Origin of the sequence: Chryseosolibacter histidinae, assembly GCF_018598225.1 — a bacterium.
GTDB classification, from domain to species: domain Bacteria; phylum Bacteroidota; class Bacteroidia; order Cytophagales; family Cyclobacteriaceae; genus Chryseosolibacter; species Chryseosolibacter histidini.
On the sequence record NZ_JAHESF010000002.1, the window covers coordinates 175,110 to 197,620 of the forward strand.

Annotated in this window: 17 protein-coding genes; 9 read left to right on the forward strand and 8 right to left on the reverse strand. The window is 50.8% G+C overall.

Annotation, left to right across the window (positions count from 1 at the left end):
• From KK083_RS02365 to KK083_RS02375, 3 genes are all read right to left on the reverse strand, one after another.
• Positions 1 to 3,327, reverse strand: a complete 3,327-nt coding sequence (locus KK083_RS02365; RefSeq protein ID WP_254160314.1) for a SusC/RagA family TonB-linked outer membrane protein — start codon at positions 3,325 to 3,327, stop codon at positions 1 to 3.
• Positions 3,328 to 3,757: 430 nt separating this feature from the next.
• Positions 3,758 to 5,029 (reverse strand): DUF4861 domain-containing protein, encoded by a 1,272-nt coding sequence (locus KK083_RS02370; protein WP_254160316.1) that lies wholly within the window; start codon positions 5,027 to 5,029, stop codon positions 3,758 to 3,760.
• A 110-nt stretch (positions 5,030 to 5,139) separates the two neighbouring features.
• Positions 5,140 to 6,756, reverse strand: a complete 1,617-nt coding sequence (locus KK083_RS02375) for a glycoside hydrolase family 28 protein (protein WP_254160318.1) — start codon at positions 6,754 to 6,756, stop codon at positions 5,140 to 5,142.
• 302 nt (positions 6,757 to 7,058) lie between these two features.
• Here KK083_RS02375 and kduI point away from each other — a divergent pair, with 302 nt between their 5' ends.
• From kduI to KK083_RS02400, 5 genes are read left to right on the forward strand one after another with little or no spacing between them, the layout of a single operon-like run.
• Positions 7,059 to 7,889 carry a 5-dehydro-4-deoxy-D-glucuronate isomerase gene (kduI, locus tag KK083_RS02380; protein WP_254160320.1) on the forward strand — a complete coding sequence of 277 codons (831 nt, stop codon included), beginning with the start codon at positions 7,059 to 7,061 and terminating at the stop codon, positions 7,887 to 7,889.
• Entirely contained in the window at positions 7,890 to 8,678 is a 789-nt protein-coding gene (locus KK083_RS02385) for a gluconate 5-dehydrogenase (RefSeq protein ID WP_254160322.1), read from the forward strand.
• A gap of 24 nt (positions 8,679 to 8,702) precedes the next feature.
• Positions 8,703 to 9,737: a LacI family DNA-binding transcriptional regulator gene (locus KK083_RS02390; RefSeq protein ID WP_254160325.1), complete on the forward strand. Its 1,035-nt coding sequence runs from the start codon at positions 8,703 to 8,705 to the stop codon at positions 9,735 to 9,737.
• Between the two features lie 18 nt (positions 9,738 to 9,755).
• Positions 9,756 to 11,177: a glucuronate isomerase gene (gene uxaC / locus KK083_RS02395; RefSeq protein ID WP_254160327.1), complete on the forward strand. Its 1,422-nt coding sequence runs from the start codon at positions 9,756 to 9,758 to the stop codon at positions 11,175 to 11,177.
• A 2-nt stretch (positions 11,178 to 11,179) separates the two neighbouring features.
• On the forward strand, positions 11,180 to 12,619 hold the full coding sequence (locus tag KK083_RS02400) for a tagaturonate reductase (RefSeq protein ID WP_254160329.1): 1,440 nt from the start codon (positions 11,180 to 11,182) through the stop codon (positions 12,617 to 12,619).
• A gap of 262 nt (positions 12,620 to 12,881) precedes the next feature.
• Here KK083_RS02400 and KK083_RS02405 read toward each other — a convergent pair whose 3' ends face one another.
• From KK083_RS02405 to KK083_RS02415, 3 genes are all read right to left on the reverse strand, one after another.
• A complete protein-coding gene (locus KK083_RS02405; RefSeq protein WP_254160331.1) occupies positions 12,882 to 14,015 on the reverse strand; it encodes a hypothetical protein in 1,134 nt (377 codons plus the stop codon).
• 66 nt (positions 14,016 to 14,081) lie between these two features.
• Positions 14,082 to 14,585, reverse strand: a complete 504-nt coding sequence (locus KK083_RS02410) for a DUF6392 family protein (protein ID WP_254160333.1) — start codon at positions 14,583 to 14,585, stop codon at positions 14,082 to 14,084.
• A gap of 125 nt (positions 14,586 to 14,710) precedes the next feature.
• Positions 14,711 to 17,200, reverse strand: a complete 2,490-nt coding sequence (locus tag KK083_RS02415; protein WP_254160335.1) for a phosphocholine-specific phospholipase C — start codon at positions 17,198 to 17,200, stop codon at positions 14,711 to 14,713.
• Positions 17,201 to 17,432: 232 nt separating this feature from the next.
• On the opposite strand from KK083_RS02415, the gene KK083_RS02420 reads away from it, so the two are divergent.
• The 4 genes from KK083_RS02420 to KK083_RS02435 all read left to right on the forward strand — a co-directional run bounded on the left by KK083_RS02420 (position 17,433) and on the right by KK083_RS02435 (position 20,407).
• A complete protein-coding gene (locus KK083_RS02420; RefSeq protein WP_254160337.1) occupies positions 17,433 to 18,302 on the forward strand; it encodes a class I SAM-dependent methyltransferase in 870 nt (289 codons plus the stop codon).
• Between the two features lie 151 nt (positions 18,303 to 18,453).
• Positions 18,454 to 18,939 carry a hypothetical protein gene (locus KK083_RS02425; RefSeq protein WP_254160339.1) on the forward strand — a complete coding sequence of 162 codons (486 nt, stop codon included), beginning with the start codon at positions 18,454 to 18,456 and terminating at the stop codon, positions 18,937 to 18,939.
• Positions 18,940 to 18,987: 48 nt separating this feature from the next.
• Entirely contained in the window at positions 18,988 to 19,890 is a 903-nt protein-coding gene (locus KK083_RS02430) for a helix-turn-helix domain-containing protein (protein ID WP_254160341.1), read from the forward strand.
• 61 nt (positions 19,891 to 19,951) lie between these two features.
• Complete coding sequence (locus KK083_RS02435; RefSeq protein WP_254160343.1) at positions 19,952 to 20,407, forward strand: SRPBCC domain-containing protein; 456 nt, start codon at positions 19,952 to 19,954, stop codon at positions 20,405 to 20,407.
• Between the two features lie 89 nt (positions 20,408 to 20,496).
• Here KK083_RS02435 and KK083_RS02440 read toward each other — a convergent pair whose 3' ends face one another.
• Together KK083_RS02440 and KK083_RS02445 are read right to left on the reverse strand one after the other, a co-directional pair.
• Positions 20,497 to 20,898, reverse strand: coding sequence for a hypothetical protein (locus KK083_RS02440; RefSeq protein ID WP_254160345.1), 402 nt, complete (start codon positions 20,896 to 20,898; stop codon positions 20,497 to 20,499).
• Positions 20,899 to 20,909: 11 nt separating this feature from the next.
• Positions 20,910 to 22,343 carry a GMC oxidoreductase gene (locus KK083_RS02445; RefSeq protein WP_254160347.1) on the reverse strand — a complete coding sequence of 478 codons (1,434 nt, stop codon included), beginning with the start codon at positions 22,341 to 22,343 and terminating at the stop codon, positions 20,910 to 20,912.
• Positions 22,344 to 22,511: the final 168 nt, after the last annotated feature.

The window sequence follows — 22,511 nt, forward strand, 5'->3', positions numbered from 1 at the left end:
TTAAAAAGTAATATCAATTCCGACAGTATAAGAACGGCTCCGGGGGAATGACGAGTAATCAACACCCGGTGTGATGGCGCGGTTGGCGTTGCGGGTAGTGCTCACCTCAGGGTCATAGCCCGAATACTTGGTCCAGAGGTGCAGGTTGTTACCGGTGGCATACAACCTCAGCCTTGTCATACCGAGCTTGGAGATAATGTTCGAAGGCACCGCATAACCCAGGGAAAGATTGTTGAGGCGGATGAATGATCCGTCTTCCACAGCCCACGAGTGGATCACAGCACCAGCAATGCCATGGCTGCTGTGCGACCACATGGTCTTGCCTTCGTTCATGACACGAAGCTGCTCGAGGTCGGTAACAACTTCTCCGGGGGTTCCGGTGTAAGAACCATCCACATCGATGTAAGTGAAACGGTTGCTGGAATTCATTGTATTCAGCAGGTTGCCGTACGTTGTTCTTCTGAACTGGTTGTACTGGATCTTGCCGGTGTTATACACATCGTTACCATACTGATAGTTGAAGAACGCCTGGAGGTCAAATCCTTTCCAGGTAACATTCACGCCAAATCCACCCTGGAACTTGGGCAATGTATTACCGATCACCTTTCTGTCGTTGGAGTCTATGATGCCGTCGCCGCTGTCAGGGATACCATCACCGTCCGTATCAACCGTTGGCTGATCAACCAGCTTCAGGAAACCGGGGCGTATGTTCGGGTTACCTACAGTAGTGCCTGCGTTGGCAATGCCTTCTTTCAGGATGTATTTCTTCGTAGCCGGATCATAACCTTCGAAATCATCCACCGTGTAATAACCTGCTGTCTCATAACCGTAGATATCGCCGATCCGTCCGCCTACCCTGATATAAAAGTCATTGATATTGTTGAGGTCTGTGCTGGCCCAGCCTGATTGGTAGAACCTGTCCTTTGAACCATCGAGCTCTTCGATCCTCGCCCGGTTCATACCAATGTTAAAGTTGGCAGACACGGTGAAGTCATTCTTCTCTATGATATAAGCGTTGAGGCCGAGCTCAACACCCCTGTTGGAGGTGCTTCCCATGTTATCCCACTGAAATGCAAAACCAGTGTTCTGAGGGATCGCTGTTTGCAAGAGCAGGTCTTTGGTGGTCTTGTAATAAAAATCGAGGCTACCGTTGATCCTTCCATTTACAAGAGAGAAGTCGACGCCGGCATTCCTGTCGATCGTTGTTTCCCATTTGATCAAAGGGTTATACAATACAGTGCTGCTGGGCGAGTAATACACATTGGGAACGTTGCCCCATCCCGGACCACGGTCTGTGCCGGGAGAAAAGAGAAATTGTGTGGCACCCGCATCAACACGGTCGTTACCCGTGGTACCGTAACTTACGCGCAGTTTAATATCGTCAACAAGACCTTTTGTGGCTTGCATGAAAGGCTCGCTCGACAATTTCCAGCCCAACGACAAAGCCGGGAAGTAACCCGTACGATTCCCTTGTGCAAAGGCACTGGAGATATCCGTACGGAATGTGGCTGTAGCGAGGTATTTCTCATTGAACTGATAGTCGGCCCTTCCGAAGAACGACTGCCTGTTGGTATTTATTTTTTCCGTAGTTCTGATCTGGATGTCGGTGTTCTTATTCGACAACTGCATATTGGCAAAGAGCTCCTTCGGTGTAATGTCTACCCTGAAGTTCTCGTTCCGGATAAAACTGCTCTTGCCCCCTTCTGAGGATATTTCCTGTCCCAGCAAAAAGGTCAATGCATGACGTCCCTGATTCTTCAGGCGATACGAGAGTGTATTGAACCAGCGGTAAGAGAAATCATTGTTATCTGTTTTTTCACCGATGGGCAGGCTGCTTCCGTTGTTGAACGATTCACTGGTAAGCGGACCGTAATACCGCAGGTTCTCGTCAAACGTACGCGAGGTTGTGAACATGCTTTTGAAATCGAGATTATCGATGATCGACCAGTTCAATGCTGTGTTCAGCACGTAGGCATTGGTGGTTCTCTTGCGCCAGTCCTGTTCGGCAAGCTTGGTAGGGTTGACAAGGCTTAACAGGAAAGACTGGAAATCATCGTCGGTATCTATCTGCGTGATGTCTATATCCAAATCATCTGCAATACCATTGACAGGTCTTGTCTGTACCGCGTCTTTGATGTTCACCTGAGCGTTGCCCGATGTACCAGCTCCATCTACCACCGTGTTGGTGATCCTGGTACCCGCCTCCAGTTTCAATCGTTTAGACAGCTGATGATCGAACTTGAAGTTGATCACATTCCGTGTATAAGCTGAGTTCAGCATCAAACCCTCATCAGTGTTGTTGGTGAGGCTCAGCATGAGCTTTGTTTTGTCGGTGCCACCGCTGATGTTCAGGTTATGGTACTGGGACATTTTGGGATCGCCAAAGAGCTCCTCCTGCCAGTCAGTGGGTTTCTTATTTTTATAGAGCTCGAGGTCGTCGTACTTGCCAAAGTACTTTTCAAAGTTATCCACATCCGTTTGCGACCTGAGCTTGGCATATTCGTAATTGGCCATCACATATTCATAGGGCGAGAGCACTTCATATTTCCTGTCTTTTGGAAGCGACTTGGACTGCAAAAATCCGCTGTAGGAGATCACGGTCTTTCCCGCCACAGGTTTTTTGGTGGTGATCACCACTACACCATTGGCGGCGCGTGCACCATAGATCGCGGTAGCAGAAGCATCCTTGAGCACGTTGATGCTCTCGATGTCAGAGGGGGGAATGTCCCGGATGCTGTTCATAATAAATCCATCCACCACATATAATGGAGAGTTGTCTTGTGTGATGGATCCGCCACCACGTACACGGATCACGATCTCTGCATCGGGCGAGCCATCGGTGGTGAGTACGTTCACGCCGGGTAAGCGGCCTGTCAACGCCTGGGCTGTGCTTGAAATAGGCAGGCGCTCGATGTCCTTGCCGGAGAGTGACGCCACTGCACCCGTGAGGTCTGACTTCTTCACCGTGCCGTAACCGAAATCCACTACCACCACTTCGTTCAGGGTGGTGAGGTCTGCTTCCATCTGCACGTTGATGGAGGACTGATTTCCTACCGTGACTTCCTTGGGTGTCATACCGATGAAGGACACGACGATCACGGCATCGCTACTGGATACGGTAAGCTTGTATACGCCGTCCGTGTCTGTAACGGTTCCGTTACTGGTTCCTTTCTCCACGATGGAAGCACCTGGTAGCGGTGATCCGTCGTCAGATTTCACAATGCCCGTGATGTTGCGGACCTGGGCATGTGCCACAAATTGCACCGCCAGCATGAGGGTAAGCGCAGTTACCTTCAGCCATCTCGTAAAGTGTAAACTTCTTGTCATAGGACAGATTGATTGATTAGGATATAGGGTTTGATTGATTAATAGGGAGACCGGCAACACCAGGCGGGGCTATCCATGCAGCTTCAGGTATAGTGATAAACAGTCCTTTCATAGTTTAAAAGCCGTAAACAATGCGCAATCGATTGCACAATATAGCGCTTTTATGACCATTTTATCAACATTCTTGTAGAAAATTTTATGAAAGGGATCGATTGCAGGGCCATGTGGGAACGATTCCAGCCTGTGTAACAGCTTGTGCAATCCATTGTCCTTGGTGGGAGTAGGCAGTAGGCAAAAAGGCAGTAGGCAATAGACGGGTATAGACAACGCGGCATTGTTTCAATTCAAATTGAAACGACCGCACTGACCCTTGGAACACTTTTGCCTACTGTCACAATAGCGCAGCTATCGTGATTTTGCCTGCTGCCTATTATTTCCCGGTATTCTTCCTAACACTCACCTTCAATGGTGTGGCCAGGCTCGCCGATACGGCGTCGAGGTATTTTTTGAAATCTGCTTCGGTTTTGATGCCGCCAGGTTCGCCTGCCCAGGCAGCGAGAAAATAATATTGAAGTTTTCCGGAGGTCTTCAGCGTTACAACGTGGCTGTTCTCGTCTTCACCGAAGCTCACAACATCGGCCGGCCGGAAGAACACGGCAAGACCCAGCTCGTCGTTGTTAAGACTTTGTTTTCCGTAGGTGGCGATATAGCCGAGATGCGAGCCGTCACCCTTGCTGGTGATGAGCTGCGCCAGCTTGTCTTTAATAATACCAGTGCACAGGCTGTCTGATGCTTTATTGATCTCGATCGTCTCAAACGTAAGCCTCGTTCCGGCATGGATGGCGATCTGCGATTTCACATCATATTTATTGCGGCCCACCTTCCAGCCATAGTACGATGTTAATATAGAAGAGTATACATCACCGTTCTCTTCAATGCGACAGGTAACACTATCGGTCTTTTCTATACGGGTTACCGATCCATTCTGCCAGGCACCAATGGAGCCTACGCCGAGCGACTTACCCACCTTCGCCACATCCATGCCCCAGGGCTGCATATTATGATAGGAGTCGAAACCATCCTGCCCCACATGCTGCAGCACCATGTTGGTGGTCTTCTTGCCAAACACATCCGCAGCATTGCGCTGATCGAGATAAAAACGATAACCAACCTTGTCGGACTCCCAGCCCGGTCCTTCATAACGGATGAACCATGAATGGTCTTTATGCTCAGGCGGCACGCGCAGGTAATCCACATTTTTGAAAGTACCTCCGATGTATTCGCGCTTTACCCACTCGCCACCAGTCTTGTGCGAGAGCTCGGCCTGCGTACGTTTGGTATAGCTCCTGGGCGACTCACCTTTTTTCTGGTAACGGACCGCCAGCACACGGGCAGCACTGCCATTGAGCTTTTCCAGTACGAACACCAGACCAGGGCGTTGTGAGTCACGCGTATTATATTGACTCGGGATCTCCTTCCCCTGGTCCAGCACCACAAATGCTTTGGGGTTAAAATCCGGCACCAGCTCCCTGATCTTCTCCGCAGACACAAACACCAGCTCGTTCTCTCTTTCCGTCTTCAGCGGATTGGAAACAGTGACCGTGAAAGAAAGCGGAAATTCCTTCTTCAGGTCCTGAGAGAAAATATCAGCGCCGAGTGTGCACAGCCCAATGGTGAGGCATGCGATCAGAAGGTTCTTCATATATTATTTGTTTTCAATAGTATTTACATTCGAATTTGGAACAAACTTGTGAGACCTGGCTCTTCCCGTTGTCAACTGTCCCGATGATTATCGGGTTTGTCTACTGTCTACTACTTCCGCACCACATCCTTCGGCACATTCGCCCCCAGCACCGATTCCTTCACGGCATTCTTTACATCAGTGTTCAGCAGCCTGATGTTCTGCGACCGTTCCCCCGTTACGTTGATGAACACATCGCTGGGGTTGAACCGGATCTTGTCGAGCACCAGGTTCCTGCTGTTCTGCACGTTCACCACCGTTTTTTCGTCGCAGTGCAACGTGGCATTTTTCAGCGTGATGTTGTCTCCTTCAATGCACACAAAACCTTTTTTGCTGCGGATGCTGATGTTTTCCATCTCAATCCCCTGGATATTCATTTCAGGAAGGCCGCGCACGAAGATCGCCGTCTCCGCTGCTTTGCAGGCCACGTTCTTAATATGTATATCGCGGAACTGCGGCGTGGCATCGGTCACGGGCTCAAAAGCGATGGAGGGTGCATCAGCGCCGGCAAACATCGTCAGCGGATCTTTCGCCATATAATACATGTCAAAGAGAATGGCAGCGCCGCCAATGTTGTTCATGCGGATATTACGAATGTAAACTTTTTCCACCACACCGCCTCTTCCGCGGGTGGTCTTGAAACGGATTCCGATATCGGTTCCCAGGAAATTGCAGTCGTATACAAAAAGATTGCGGGCGCCGCCAGACATCTCGCTGCCCACCACAAAACCGCCGTGGCCATGAAACACCGTGCAGTTGCGCACGATCACATCTTCGGTGGGAACACCACGTTTCCTGCCTTCTTCATCACGGCCCGACTTGATACAAATGCCATCGTCACCTACATCGAAGCTGCTGTTCTCCACCAAAACATAACGGCACGACTCGATGTCAACACCATCGCCATTCTGTGCATTCCAGGGATTGCGCACCGTGATGTCTCTTAAGGTAAGGTGCTGGGTCAACAGCGGATGCAGGCACCAGGCAGGTGAGTTCTGAAACGTAACGCCCTCGAACAACACACGCTTGCAGCGAACGATGTTCACCATATTGGGACGTAAAAATTCTTTGATGGTCTCCGCTTTCTGAAGATCATAACCTTCCGCGATCACACCAGGCCTTTTCTCCAGCGATCCTTTCAACGCCCGGGCGGTGGGATACCACGTATCTTTGCTTTCGTTCAGGAATCCGCCTGACGAAACAAGGGCATTCCATTCCGGAGGTGTCAGTTTATTTTTCTTCACCGGCCTCCAGGCCTCACCCGCACCATCAAGCAGTCCTTTTCCGGTAATAGCGATATTCTCTGCATCAACGGCATAGATAGGCGAATGTGCGCGGATAGCATCCAGTCCCTCCCAATTGGTTTTCACCAGCGGGTAATCATCGGGGTTGTTGCTGAACTGGAGCACGGCGCCAGTGGCAACGTGAAGGTTCACATTACTTTTGAGCATCAGCGGACCCGTGACCCAAAGGCCTGCGGGGATGAGCACGGTGCCTCCACCGCTCTTGTTACATGCATCGATAGCCTGCTGGATGAACATCGTGTTCAACGTGATGCCATCAGCCTTGCCACCATAGCGCACGATGTTGAACGTATCCTTTTTGAATTTTACTTCCTGGATCACGGGAAGCTGCTGGGCCACGGCATGACCGGAAACAAGCAGGAACAACAAAAAATATTTGAGCATGTGTGTTATTTTTTAAGAACATTTCAGGCCGATACGCGTCTTGTTTACGTCATTATTCCGGAAGCATCAGGAACGTTGAAATAAGATCATTTTCGCCTAAAATGGGCAATCGATTGCATTTTAGTGAGCTGGGCGCACTTTGTCAATCACAAACTGATTTTTATTTCACAAAAGCGCTGATTCTCTATTATAAATAAGAGGAAATATTTTTGGCGGGCAGGATGGAGCAGGACACAGCGCGCTGCATTTCTATTTAATTTTTTCCCTTATATTGCGCAACCGATTACACATCTTTATTATTTATGGTTACAACGCGATACGCAGTACATCCCGACGATTTTAAACATTACGACACCGCCCGTGTGCGAGAGTCGTGTCTGCTGGACAATCTTTTTATAGATGACAGCATCACGCATCATTACACCCACTACGATCGCCTCATTGTAGGTGGCGTAAAGCCGGTGACAAAACCCGTGACACTGGAACCCATCGACCAGCTGAAAGCAGAATTTTATCTTCAGCGCCGTGAGATCGGCATCATCAATGTCGGATCGGCCGGCACCATCACCGCCGACGGCAAAGATTATTCGTTAAAATACAAAGAAGCCCTCTACATTGGAAGAGACACCAAAAAAGTAGTCTTCCATCCTTCCAAAGACGGAAAGGCATTGTTCTATTTCAACAGCGCCCCCGCCCACACCACCTACCCTACACGCGTGGTCACCCATGCCGATGCAGAAACGGTAGAGCTGGGCGCACTGGAGTCTTCCAACCACAGAACCATCCGCAAGCTGATCGTCAACAGCGTGATCCCTACCTGCCAGGTGCAAATGGGCCTTACAGAATTGAAGACCGGCAGCGTATGGAATACCATGCCGCCCCATACCCATGACCGTCGTATGGAAGCATACTTCTATTTCGAAGTTCCGGAGAATCATATGGTGTGCCACTTCCTCGGTCAGCCGCAGGAGACACGCCACATCTGGATGAAGAACAACCAGGCTGTGCTCTCTCCTCCGTGGTCTATTCACTGCGGCGCCGGCACCAGCAACTATTGCTTCATCTGGGGCATGGCAGGCGAGAACCTTGACTATAGCGACATGGACGGACTTAAACTCGGAGACCTCAAGTAGATGACTGACCTGTTCAACCTCAAAGGAAAACGCGCGCTCATCACCGGCGGCACCCACGGTCTCGGTATGGCCATGGCGAAAGGTCTCGGCAAGGCTGGAGCACAACTGATCATCAACGGCCACTCCGAAGGCCGTATGGAAAACGCCCTTGCAGAATACAAACGTGAAGGGCTGAACGTGAGCAGCGCTCTGTTCAATGTTACCAACGATGCAGAAGTAAAAGCATCGGTCGATAAAATAGAAAAAGAGATCGGCCCCATCGACATCCTGGTGAACAATGCGGGTATCATCAAACGGATCCCGATCCTCGATATGGACGTGACCGATTTCAGGGAAGTGATAGACGTAGACCTGGTGGCGCCGTTCATTGTATCGAAACACGTTGGCCGCCACATGGTACAACGTAAAGCGGGAAAGATCATCAACATCTGCTCGATGATGAGCGAGCTTGGTCGCAACACAGTAACGGCCTACGCTGCCGCGAAAGGAGGACTGAAGATGCTCACCAAGAACATGGCAACGGAATGGGCGAAGCACAACATTCAGGTGAACGGTATCGGCCCAGGGTATTTCGCCACGGACCAAACCGCACCGATCAGAGTGGATGGCCATCCCTTCAACGAGTTCATTATTAACAGGACGCCCGCGGGCCGCTGGGGCAATCCCGATGACCTGGCCGGCACCATCGTGTTCCTGGCTTCCGGTGCCAGCGATTTTGTTAACGGGCAGATCATTTATGTCGATGGTGGCATACTGGCTACCATTGGCAAACCTTCGAACGAGGTGTAGTCAGTACTTAAACAACCAGGGCTGATGAAAAAAGAAAAAACAACGATCCACGACATTGCCAGGAAGCTGAACATCACAGCGTCCACGGTATCACGCGCGCTGAAAGATCATCCACGCATCAGCATGGAAACAAAAAAGGCTGTTCTCAAAGTAGCGCAGAAGCTGAACTACCAGCCGAACCACATTGCAGCCGCCCTTCGCGTGGGGCGCAGCAACATCATCGGCATCATTGTGCCCACCGCTGACCGGAGCTTCTTCTCGTCAGTGGTGCGGGGCATTGAAGAGATCGCCAACCAGTCGCGCTACCACGTGATGATCTGCCAGACCTACGATAACTACGAGAAGGAAGTAGCTACTGTAGAGGCGCTGCTGAATGCACGCGTGGATGGCATCATCGCCTCACACGGCAAGGAGACCCTGAACTTCGATCATTTCCGCAAGGTGAAAGAACGTGGCATCCCCCTGATCCTGTTCGATCGCTCCAACGACGAGCTGGAAGTGAGCCACGTGGTGATCGACGACTACCTTGGCGGATACAAAGCCACGGAGCACCTCATCCAGCAGGGCTGCCGGCGCATCGCCCACTTCACCAACGCCCGCAAGATCTCCATCTACAAAGAACGACTGAGGGGATACCGGGAAGCGTTGCTGAACTACGGACTGCCCTTCAGCGAAGAGCTGGTGGTTGAAAGCAACCTGCAGCTTGACGATGGCCGCAACAGCATGGAGCAGCTTTTGAAACTGAAGGTGATACCCGATGCCGTTTTCTCCGCCAGTGCTTATGGCGCCATGGGGGCACTCCAGGTGCTGAAAGAAAAAAAGATCAGCGTACCAGAACAGGTAGCTTTGGTGGCCTTCAGTAACGAGCCCTTCACATCGTTCACTGACCCTGCACTCTCTACCGTAGATCAGCACAGCATGCGCATGGGCAATGCCGCGGCGCAGATCTTCCTGGAAGAGGTCACCTCCGAGAATGAAAAATTCATTCCGCAAAAGATCGTGCTCAAGCCCGAACTCATCGTCCGCGCCTCATCACTCCGAAAACCCAACGAATCATAAAAAAACGACAGCGCCAACATGACCTCTTTTCTCACTGAAGATTTTCTGCTGCAGAGCGAATACGCCAAACGCCTGTATCACCAGTATGCCGAACACCTTCCCATCATCGATTATCATTGTCATCTTTCTCCTCACGACATTGCCATTAACAGGCAGTTCGACAACCTAACCCGCATCTGGCTCGAAGGCGACCATTACAAATGGCGGGCTATGCGCACACTGGGCGTTAACGAAAAGTATATTACGGGCAACGGTTCCGATACTGAAAAGTTCGAGCAATGGGCCTATGCGGTGCCTTACACCATGCGCAACCCGCTCTATCACTGGACGCACCTGGAGCTCAAAAGATATTTCGGCATCGAAAAGCTGCTGACTCCCCAAACGGGAAAAGAGATCTATGCCGGCGCCACCGACCAGCTGAAAAGGGCTGAGTTCTCCACACGCAGCCTCCTGAAGAGAATGAAAGTGGAAACGATCTGCACCACAGACGATCCCGCCGATACGCTGGAGTATCACCAACAAATTAAAAAAGACAGATTCGACATCGCCATTCTGCCAACGTTCAGACCAGACAAAGCCTATGCGGTAGAAAATGCTGCTGCCTATAAAACATATGTTGAAAAATTATCGGCGGCGTCTGGCGTAAAGATCACCAGCTTCGATACGCTGCTGGACGCGCTGAAGAACAGGGTAGAATTCTTTCACAGCCTTGGCTGCAGACTCTCCGACCACGGCCTTGAACAATTGTATTTCCCGGAAAACGGAAAAGCGTATTCCGCAGACAACCTGTTCAAAAAAGTGCTGCAGGGAGAAGTTTTGTCGCGGGCGGAACGTGAGCATTTCAAATACGCTGTGCTCACGGCGCTTGGAAAAATGTATCACGCCAGGGGATGGACCCAACAGTTTCACCTCGGGGCGCTGCGCAATACCAATGAGCGTATGCTTCGGGTGCTCGGGCCCGACACCGGTTTTGATTCGATCGGCGATTTTTCTCAGGCCGTTGCCCTCGCGCGTTTCCTCAACGAGCTCGACAGCAGCGACCAGCTCGCAAAAACGATCCTGTATAACCTCAACCCTGGCGACAACGAAGTGATGGGTACCATGATCGGCAACTTCAACGACGGATCCATCAAGGGCAAGATCCAGTTCGGCTCGGCATGGTGGTTCCTCGACCAGAAAGACGGCATGGAGAAACAGATCAACGCCCTCTCGAACCTCGGGCTGCTCAGCTGTTTCATCGGTATGCTCACCGATTCGCGGAGCTTCCTCTCCTACCCGCGCCACGAATACTTCAGGAGGATCCTCTGCAATGTGATCGGCCAGGACGTAGCCAATGGCGAGCTGCCATGGGATGAGTCGTGGCTGAGCAAGATCGTTTCAGACGTCTGCTACCACAACGCGAAGAATTATTTCAATTTCAGTCATCAACCAGTCAAGTGATCATGTTACAGAAACTTAACCGCAGCACAGCATCAAGGCCGCAGAACAGGCCCGTGAAAGTATTACAATTCGGAGAAGGAAATTTCCTGCGCGCCTTTGTCGACTGGATGATCGACCTCATGAACGAAAAAACGGATTTCAATGGCGCTGTCCAGGTAGTTCAACCCATCGCCCATGGTATGGGTGCCATGGTGAACGCGCAGGACGGCCTCTATCATGTAGTGCTCAACGGCATTCGGCAAGGCAAACCCGTGCGTGAGATCCGCATGGTCACCAGTGTCGCCGGCGTCATCAACCCGTTCGAAGACTTTCAGGCATACCTGAAGGCAGCGGAGAACGCCGACCTGAAATTCGTGATCTCTAACACCACCGAAGCAGGCATCACGTTCGATGCCAAAGACACCAACCCCAACGCACTGCCTGATAGCTTCCCCGGTAAACTGACCGTGCTGCTGTATCACCGTTATAAACATTTCAAAGGCGCGTCCGACAAAGCGCTCACCATCATGCCGTGCGAGCTCATCGAAAAGAACGGCGACACCCTGCGCGATACAATCCTTCGTTACATCCAGCACTGGAACCTCGAAGACGGGTTCAGGACATGGATCTCGAAGCACACTGTATTCTGCAACACGCTGGTAGACCGCATTGTGCCAGGCTTCCCGAAAGATACCATCCGCGAGATCCAGCAGGAGATCGGTTATGAAGACAACCTGGTGGTGACTGCGGAGACTTTCCACCTGTGGGTGATCGAACCCTGCAAGGCCGAAGGTGTTACCACCGAAACCGTGCAGCGATCATTCCCGGTAGACCAGGCCGGCCTCCAGGTGAAGTTTGTGAACGACCTCACGCCCTACCGCACCCGTAAAGTCCGTATCCTAAATGGTGCCCACACCGCCATGGTGCCTGTGGCTTACCTCCACGGACTGCGTACCGTACGTGAAGCAGTAGAAGATGCCTTTGTCGGCGATTTCATCAAACGCGCCGTGCACGAAGAGATCATTCCCACGCTCGACCTTTCCAGAGAAGAGCTGAAGCAGTTTGCCGACGATGTGATGGAGCGTTTTCAGAATCCATTCATCCGTCATGAGCTGATCTCCATCGCCCTGAACTCCGTTTCAAAATATCAGGTACGTGTGCTGCCCTCTGTGCTCGAATACATCAAGCGCACCGGCAAACTTCCCGAACGTTTGCTTCAATCACTGGCTGCGTTAATTTGCTTCTACAAAGGTGAAGCGCAGGGCCAACCCATTCCGCTGAACGATACGCCTGCTGTGCTGGCATTTTTTAAAAAAGCCTGGAGCAGTGAAAATACTTCGGCCGTAGTGCAGCAAGTGCTTTCGAATACAGAGCTTTGGGGTACGGATTTGACCAAGGTTCCAGGGCTTGCCGCGGCGGTGGAGGAGAAAGTGGCGAAGAGTGGGGTGCTGATGGCGCTGTAGTTCTTACCTCAAGATTCCCAAATCATCGGGTAAAAAGGGCCAGGAATCCGGGGAAAGAGGGCAATCACTTTGTTTACAGCTGCTTAAACCATGTACCAGGTGAAACCTAATGGCATTTCCAGGCGTTCTCAGATCGGTATTAGCTGAATTTATAGCATGTAAAGCATAAATTTGGGCTGAAATCCTTTAAATTTGAGAATTATGATAAAGGCTAACCCTATGGTATCAAATTTCAGTTGCGGTGGTGGCACAACCATCGTTATTAAGTAATTGGTTCCTCAAAAACCCAATGAATGACATAGCGCGATGTTATCTCCCCTGAAGGCAGGTGAATGAGGTAACGGTTGTGATTTCCTCCGTCATTCAATTTGGAGATCTTACAATAGATCTTTTCCGCTCCGTCATAATCGACCTTTTCAACCGAGATCTCTTTGCAGTGACGTGCTGCCGGAAGCCGTAGTTCCAGCAATTCTTCATCACTTACATAGGATGGCGAGATCGTCCACGATTCATGCACTTTAGAAAAAGCATTCTTCAGGCGGGCCTTGATTACCTTCTCAAAAGGAGGATCGGTTCGCATCAGTGGATTTTTAAACAGCAGCTTAACCTCACACTTACTTTTCTCCATCTGGATCTGGGGATCAATGTTATCGCTCTGATTCCAGTGTATTAGTTCAACAATCCCCGGTTCGTCCACCTTGATCTTCTCCACGATCTCCCTGACCGGCTCGTCTGAAGTGCATACAACTTCCTGTGTTGTTACATACATCACCCGATTTCCATCCGGCGCCTCATATTCAAGCAGGGTATAGCTCTTCTTGACCCGTAATGTGCTCATCTTCTTTAGCCCTACGACAGCAACATTCAATTCTGCAATTTCTTCACTTTGCGCTTCGTCGCGACTACGTTTCTCATTCAGTTCGATATTCAGCTGCACGAACTTGTTCTGTACTTCGGTTATAAATTCATCGATCTTCTTATCCATCGCACCTGATTTTTCGTTCCAGAGCTTTTCCAATCTGGTTTTACTCTGGCGGGCAAAAAGTTCTTCGAATCTGGATTGAGTTTCTTTGAGTGTCCGGACTCCAAAAAACACGAGTATCCCCCCGGCGACCGTTACCAATGCGGTTACAGTATAAAAGAAACGATCATAGTACTCCTCAACATAGAGCCGGTGCTTTTCCGTATCTTCTTTCAACACTTTAACATATTCCAGTAATACCTGATCGCTGCTTAATGCTACAGGCATTCCAATACTATCGCTGTGTCCCGATCTCTGGGGTTGTTTCAGGTCGGCTTTGCCATGTGGAGCCTGAGTGTACAAATCAGGGTGAGCAAATGTCTTGTACCGGAACGGTATGATCAGGCAAAGGATAACTATCAAGTAGAATTTCATGGGTGCTGTGTAAGCATATTCATGAAAATAAGAAATCTTCAGACCAATAAAAAGACCTCCTGAACATCACGGCGCATCTTTCAGCGTCATCAACGTGATCATGCGCAGCTTCAGGTCCTTCCCTGCATATTCAAAATGTATGGCGATAGGATCTGAATCATAACGGTCCCACGAAACTGCATCTTTTGTTACGAAAGCCTTAACGTTATCGCCCTGAGTGGTTGGCTTGCCGTGTTTTTCCCGGATCTGTTTCCGGGTTGTGTTGGTTGAATAATCGCCGTGCCTGAATTTTCCGTTGACGGGATGCAACCAGATCGTCTTTATTGTTCTCACAGTATCCAGGCTCATCTCAAAACTTCCATCCGTGGCCTCCACCGTCCAGCCTCGCTCCGCCCGCCATTCTGCGTTCACTTCAATGGAATACGTCCTCTGATCAAAATTGAAAGCATCGAAATTCTTCCCGATCAGGTCGATAAAATTCGTTGATTTTATATCCTTTCCAGCAGGCGCCTGCGCGAACAACGTTGCGGCTACACTTAATTGAAGGACAAGGACAGCGATGGTTTTCATAAGCTGCTAAAAATATAAAGCTATTCAACCTTATCTTGATATGCAAGGCTGGCTCCTTACTCCTTACTCCTTACTCCTTACTCCTTACTCCTTCTCCTGACTTCTGACTCCTGACTTCTTTTTATTTACCCCATCGCCGGATCACTAACTCCTTCTTTCCCCGTCTCCACACGCCCCGCGAACCTGCTTTCGAACAGGTCGTTACCTGGAATGCGTACAGCTATATCGTACCAGCCAAAACTTTTGGAAAGGTCCAGCACAACGGTTGCACTGGCGCTGGCAGCGATCTGTTTTGATTGTGCAGGGAGCTTGTAAGCATTATCCGCGATCTCAACCGAAAGGGCTTTCGTTGTTTTGTTAGTGAGCGTTAACCGCACATTTCCTGTAAGCTGTTTTTTGCTGCGCTCATATTCGCAGGTCACGATCACCGGATCGCCAATGTTACCTTTAAATTCGCGGAAGAAGCCGTTCGGACCGTAGACCTGAAAATGGTAGTTGCCGTTCTCGAAGTCGCTCAACGGCCACTGGTCTGTGATTGCATCGCCGGCGGCAACAGCGTATGATCGCGTGTTCCATTCCTTACCCCAGGCGTATACCTGAAAAGGTGAACCCGCTGCCCTGGCACCGAAGGTCTCCTTGCGTGCCTCGAGAGCGATACTAAAGTTTTTTTTGTCGTCATTGACCTTTCCCGTGGCATACAGCTCATAAGGCAACGCGCAGGATACACGTGTTCCTTTCTCCTGCCTGCCGATCGGCGAAGCTGCGGGAGTGCGCCGGGCATCAGCGATCTCATCCGGCGTCAGTGCCCGGAAGTCGGAAGGCTCTTTCATGAACTGGGCCTTGTGAATGCTTTCCACAAAATCTTTCTGCACCGGCTCGGGCAGTGCTATCTTTTCGCCATTATACGGTTTAAACACAGACGTGAGGTCGCCGCACACAGCCCTGCGCCAGGCACTGATGTTTGTCTCTTCTATTTTCTTGCCGGCTTTATGACTGACGAATTTCTCCAGGAACTGTAAAATGGATGTATGGTCGAATACCTGCGAACATACGGAACCGCCGCGGCTCCAGGGAGAGGCGATCACCAGCGGCACACGGTAGCCCAGACCGATGGAGCTTTCCCGCGCCTGGTTCAGTGGCTTGCGCTTGAGATCCTGCTCCAGTGAAACATATTCAATAGCAGTATCGATACTTTTGGATGTGGATCCGGTCTCGGGTTTACCAGGCACCGGTGGAACAAAGGGTGGCACGTGATCGAAGTAACCGTCGTTCTCGTCGTAGCAGAGGATGAAGATGGTTTTCTTCCACACTTCAGGATTCTGTGTCAGGATGTCCATCGCTTCGGAAAGGTACCAGGCGCCATACCACGGTGCACCGGGGTGATCCGAAAAGTTCTCGGGCGCCACCAGCCATGAAACCATGGGCAGCTTTCCATTCTTCACATCTTCACGGAACTGGTGGAGCACATCTCCTTTCGGCACCTTCATCTCACGTTCGGTGTTACCATCGCGGTACTTCAGGGTTGTAAGCTTATGATAGTCGGGGTCATTGACGTTGGTGGTGAAAGCTTTGGCGTGCAGTGATTTCTCACGCGCCGAAAGTTTGGCGAAATTCTCAGGGGTATAAAGCTTCTGATCTTCCAGGGAGATCTCCAGCTCTTTTCTGCCACGTTCCAACCTTCTTTTCAGTCGCAAAAATTCTTCTCCGTTCTCCGGAAGCGTGCCGAGCTTTTCTTCCGCGGCAGCGATCTCACGTTTCAGCCATTCGATCTTCTTCGGCAGCCAGGCCATGTAAGGTGCATGGAACTTGACGTGATACTGGCTGAACCATTCGATGGGATTGTCGGTGAAGTTCGCCAGCCAGGCGTCTTCTTCCCCTTCCAAACCAACGCCCACGCTGAGCTCGTTCTGGTAGATCTTCCACGAGATGTTGTTCTCTTCCAGGCGCTCGGGAAATGTTTTCCACTGCGCGGGCACATCGTAATCCAGCTCCTCGTTTCGGACGCGGGCTTGCGAGGCCACGTCTTCACGGATGGTTCCCGTCCACAGGTAAAGGCGGTTGGGGGTGGTACCGGTGAGCGACGAGCAGAAATTCTGATCGCAGACGGTAAACGCATCCGCCAGCGAATAATAGAACGGAAGGTCTTCACGGTTATAATAGCCGAGGGTGAGCGGCATATGGCTGTACTCTTTTCGTCCCGCTTTTTTGGCGATGAGCCATTGGTCGTATTTCCCTCCATTGCGGGCATCTACCTGGTCGGTCCATCCATGCGGAAGGGAGCCCATCCAGGTGGCGTTGGTGTCTTTGATGTTGAGGCGGAAAGGTGTGTAGGTCTCTCCTTTCGCGTTGGTCTGAAGCCACACCGGATTGAGGTTGGGCAGCCTGATGGCGCGGGGATCGTTGAAGCCCCGCACACCGCGCAAGGCCCCGTAACAGTGATCGAACGAGCGGTTCTCCTGCATGAGGATCACCACGTGCTCGGCATCGAGGTAGGTGGTGCCTTTTTCAGGGTCGATGGCAAATGCGCGCTGAATAGAAGGGGGAAGAATGCTGCCAACGCCTGCTGCACCAGAGAGCAGTGCCGCCTTTTTAAGAAAATCCCTGCGTGAATCCATAAATGATTTTTGATGATCAGGTAAATGTATACGATCGGGGCAATTTTTTTTATTCCAGATACCGGAATTAAAGAAAGGATAATTTGAGATTAATCCTTTCTCCTTTTAAGAATATTAAGGTGTAAAATTCGTACATTAGATATTTTACGCTTACGAATTAAGATTTACAATGCGCGATTTAGGGAGTACCGGAGATCTTAAATCGTAAATTAAAATCCGAAATTTTAAAATTATGAAGACGGGGAAAGCAAGCAAAACGGCCCAATACATGGCTTTGTTCAGGGCCCTGGAAACAACCCGCGATCCTGAAGACAGGCTTTTCACCGATCCTTATGCCATCCATTTTTTAGACAGTGGATTGAAGCTTGCCACACGGGCGTCAGCGATCCCTTTTGTCTGGAGGTTTATTGGCCGCACGATACAGAAGAGAATACCGGGTGCGTTTTCATCGGGCCTCGCGCGCACACGATACATAGACGACCTGCTGCGAAAGACCATTACCGATGGCAGTAAGCAGGTAGTGATCCTGGGTGCAGGGTTCGACACCCGGGCCGTTAGACTCGACTTCCTGAGATCGGTGCCGGTGATCGAGATCGACCATCCGGATACGGCACGACTCAAGATCGCCACTTACAAAAAGAGACTCGGCAGCTTACCCGAAAACATCCTGTGCTGCCAGATCGACTTCAACAAACAAAGTCTTGACGGCCTGGCAAGGCAGCATCACTTCGACTTCACAAAACCAACCACCGTCATCTGGGAAGGTGTTACCAATTACCTGACGGAAGAGGCGGTGAACCTCACGTTCTCATTCATCGCCAGGTTCCCGAAAGGCAGCCATGTGATCTTCACGTATGTTCACCAGGATGTACTGGACAATCCGGCCCTGTTCGAAGGCGGCGAAAAACTGATGAGCGACCTGAACAACATCGAAGAGCGCTGGACCTTCGGCCTCACGCCTGAACAAGTTCCGGATTACCTCCAGAAATTCGGCCTTACCTTGCGAGAAGACCTGGGCGCTACGGACTATAGGAAGAAATACATCCCTGGCAGAAGCGAAAAGGGATATGAGTTTTACAGGGTGGCGCTCGCGAGGAAGTGAGCGGAATGGAATGGAATGAGATGGGATGGAATGGAATGAGATGGGATGGGATGGGGATGGGATGGGATGTTGGTGAAGAACACCAACATCGGCACACCAATCGGCACACCAACACGGGCGGAGATTAGAAACTGAATAAAAAAGACCAATCATGAAACCCCTCGACTTCAAAACCTCGGGATACTTTCCCGGAACCTTCATTTTTACGGCCGTGATCCTCTGCATCGTAGCTGTACCGGTCATTTTTATGAACGTCATTGCCGGGCTGATCATGCTGCTGGTAAGTGTGATCATCTTCACCACGCACTACCGTCTCGCCATAGACCTCGAGCACAAGGTGTTCTATGATCACCTATGGGTCCTGGGATTCAGGAGCGGCGAAAAGAAAAAATTCGAACGGATCGAATACCTGTTCATCAAAACAAATAATGTCAGCCAGACCATGAACCTCAAGGCTGCATCGACCACCATCAGAAAAGAAGTCTATGATGGATACATCAAATTCTCTGAAAATGAAAAGGTTCACCTGGTCACGAAAGACAACAAGAAAGATCTGATCGCCAGACTTCACCCGATCTCCAAAGCGCTGAACCTTAAAGTGATCGATTACTCCGGTGGCGCCCCGGAAGAAGTGTAGCAACGCCGGTTGCAGGTTGCCCCTAAAATCCAGAAATTTGCCCTCCCCATGGAACAGCAGCAACAGGTGAAGCACGAGCACGGTGTGATGAAGTTCACCCGGTGGAACTGTGACAATATTCTGCTGGGCCATTCCATTTCAACGTTCACGGACTATGTCGATTTTCCGGCCAGCAGTCCCACCGATGTCATACGGCTTCACTTCGGCATGAAAGGCAACTACAGCTTTTCATACCGGCAGCTCAACCGTTCTTTCGATCTTATCGGAAGTCACCACAACATCATGTGGTCTAACGGCTTCGACATGGTAATGCAAAATAAAACGCTCGAAATAGAGACCTTCGGCATCCAGTTTCCCAAAGACCTGTTCATTCAGTACACCCAGCACGCCAGCGATCAGCTCAAACGTTTCACCGAAGACATCGTCAATGGCAGAAGCAGCCTGTTCTCCGAACGCTGGGCGGCCATCGATCCGGGTATCGACCAGGTGATCCAGCAGATCATTCATTGCCGGTACAATGGCGATCTCAAAAAGCTGTTCCTGCTTTCGAAGAGCATCGAGCTGCTGGTGCTCTCCGCCGATGCGTACCGTACTCCCGTAAACCAGAAGGACACAATCATTAAGAGCAGCACAGACAAGGAGAAGATCATTGCCGTGAGAGACCTGATCAACGAACGCGTGAGCGCTCCGCCAAACCTCAGCGAGATCGCAAAAACAGTGGGACTCAACGAGTACAAGCTGAAACGCGGCTTTAAGGAAACATTCAACACCACCGTTTTCGGATACCTGACCGAGCAGCGCCTCCACCTCGCCCACCGGTATCTGCGCGACACCCAAAAAACGGCGGCCCAGATCGCCCTGGAATTGGGATATGCCACCCCCCAGCATTTCAATAACGCGTTCAAAAAAAAATTCGGCATCACTCCGTATTCCGTTAGAAATAATCCGTAAAACGCAATCCTGGTTTGCAGCTTCGGCCTGATATTGCAGCAGGTTAAAGATTCAAAAAGTCATGACAAAATCACTGATCATTAAGAACAGCATCACCATCAATGCGCCGGCCTCCAAAGTGTGGGATGCGCTGACCAACCCGGAGCAGACAAAGAAATACATGTTCGGCTGTGAAACCGTGTCGGACTGGAAGATCGGAAGTCCACTGTTGTGGAAAGGGCCGTATGAAGGCAAAGAGATCGTTCATGTCAAAGGCGACATCCTGGACCTCAAACCTGGCAAGCTCCTGGTATACACTACCATCGATCCCAACTCGAACATCGACGACACGTCGGAGAATTATCTCAAAGTTACTTACGACCTCACCGAAAAAGACGGGCAGACCACGTTAACTGTTACGCAGGGCGACTACGCAACCGTGGCCGAAGGTGAAAGACGATACCAGGATTCATACAACAACGGCGAAGGCTGGAACCCGATACTGGTAGAGATAAAAAAACTGGTAGAAGGTCGATGAATACCTTTCCCGCAGATTGCGCAGATGACCGCAGAGAAAATGCGCACATAGAATCTGCGATAATCTGCGTGATCAGCGGGAAACTGCATTCAAGCCGGGTAGTGAACATGCGAGAAGGGATGTGTGCAGGGCCGTGTGTAGGGATTGTAAAGGCCCACGTACCGCACGGTGTTGCGCTCATCCATTCCGTTGGCAAAAAAATCGGTGGAAAGCAAATAGCTGCTCACCAGCTGGTTCACTTTTCCTGACCGTGATGAGCTTATTCCCAGCAGCGCGTAGCCCTTCACGGTGAGGCGGTACGATATCTCCTTATTCTTCGAAAAATCACTGACAAATTTCGTTACTCCTTCCGGATCCAATTTTAGAAAGCTGAGCTCTTTATAGATCACTCCGGCTGCCGCCTCTTCAAAGGATGACCGTACAAAACCAAAAGAGAGGATCGCTGCTGCACCTCCCGCGCCGGCTATCGTTAGAAATGTTCGTCTTTTCATTTTCGTGGATTTTAGAATGATCGGTCAGCCGCATGCAGTGACAGGGCCGACAGCGTAAGCGTTGGATTATTGGGCGAGAAGGTTGTAAAGCTGCCACTGCCCAGCACAAACAGGTTTCTGTAGTTGTGATGGATCAGGTGTTTGTCAATAACGCCCGTAGCTGCGTCGTGGCTCATGCTGGTGGTGCCAAGGATGTGCGCTTCGGTCTTATAAGGTTCCAGGTATTTGATGTTTTCCACCGGCAGGCATGCCAGCACCTCCGGCAGTTTTTCTTTCATGTAAGCCACAGCCTTCATGGTATAGTCTGATGCTTTTTTGAAATGCACTTCGGGCTTGAGTGGCTCCTTGCCCATGGCCACATAATTCTCCTGCTGCGGAAGGTCTTCGAAGATCATCCGGAAAGTGACGAGATTGCGCCATTTGCCGCTTTCGAGGCGAAGGTAGAGCGCATTGTTGGCCTCCATGAGGCAGGCAGCGCGTTCCTTCCTGTGCTCACCGTCATAAAGCATATACCCATTGGCGCTCACCCAGGTGCTGCCTCCTACGTTGGCCAGGTCTTTCAGGTAAACCACGGCGTCGAGGCCGAGCTGTTCACCCAGGTATTTACCTGTCAGTGGATTCGAGTCTCCGGAGTTGAGCAGGATCGCCGCGTTGAAGATAGCGTTGGCGCCGAGCGCAATGACATCGCCCCCTACCTGATGATCGCGCCCGTCTTTGATGAAATTCACTTTTTTTGCGATGCCCTGCTGCAGGTCGAGGCTGGAAACCTGCGCGCCGAAAACAAGCTCTATGCGCTCATCTTCATACACTCCCAGCCTGGAGTTCTCGATGGTGAACTTCGCATTAACGGGGCAAACCGAACACATAGCGCTCACACAACAGGCATTCCTCCCGTTCACAGGCCGGCTGGCACGCGCTGTAGGCTGGCTGATGTACAGGTTGCCGTATTCCTTGTGCATAACTTTGTCAACCGTTGAGAATGCGTGTGGCGGAAGCGGATACGAAGTTGTTTTCGGAAAGGGAGTCTCTTCCGGCCCTGAAATGCCCATCAGGTTTTCAACTTCCGTATAGTAAGGGTCCAGTTCTTCATAGGTAATGGGCCAGTCGCGGGCCACGCCATACAGACTCTTCATTTTGAAGTCTGACGGCATAAAACGTGGCGTGCAGCCATACCAGCAGTTGGAGCTTCCTCCAAAGCCCACCGTGAAGGGCCAGTGCTTGTCAGGGTTGCGGTTGATGAATGTCGAAGCGTGATCGGGATTCAGTTTGGCAAACGAGGTGTTCTCACCACGCAGGTCTTTCAACCTTTCGCCATGAGGATAAAGGAACCCTCGTTCCAGTACCAATACCTTTGTGCTGCTGCCGGTTTTTTCCAGGTACTTCTTAAGGAAAAATGTGGAAGCAAAACCGGTCCCTACCACAATCAGATCGTAATGATCACGCATGCTTGTCGCTTTGTCATCGATTCAAGCAAAAGCAATTCCCTGAGACTGGGCAATACCCCTTCGCTCATCTGGGGTGGCCATTCCCCAGAAGAAGAGTTTCGAGCTTATGGCTGCGAGCCGCGGGACGGGTACCTTCTCGAAGCTCGCGGCTCAAAAGCTTACAGCTAC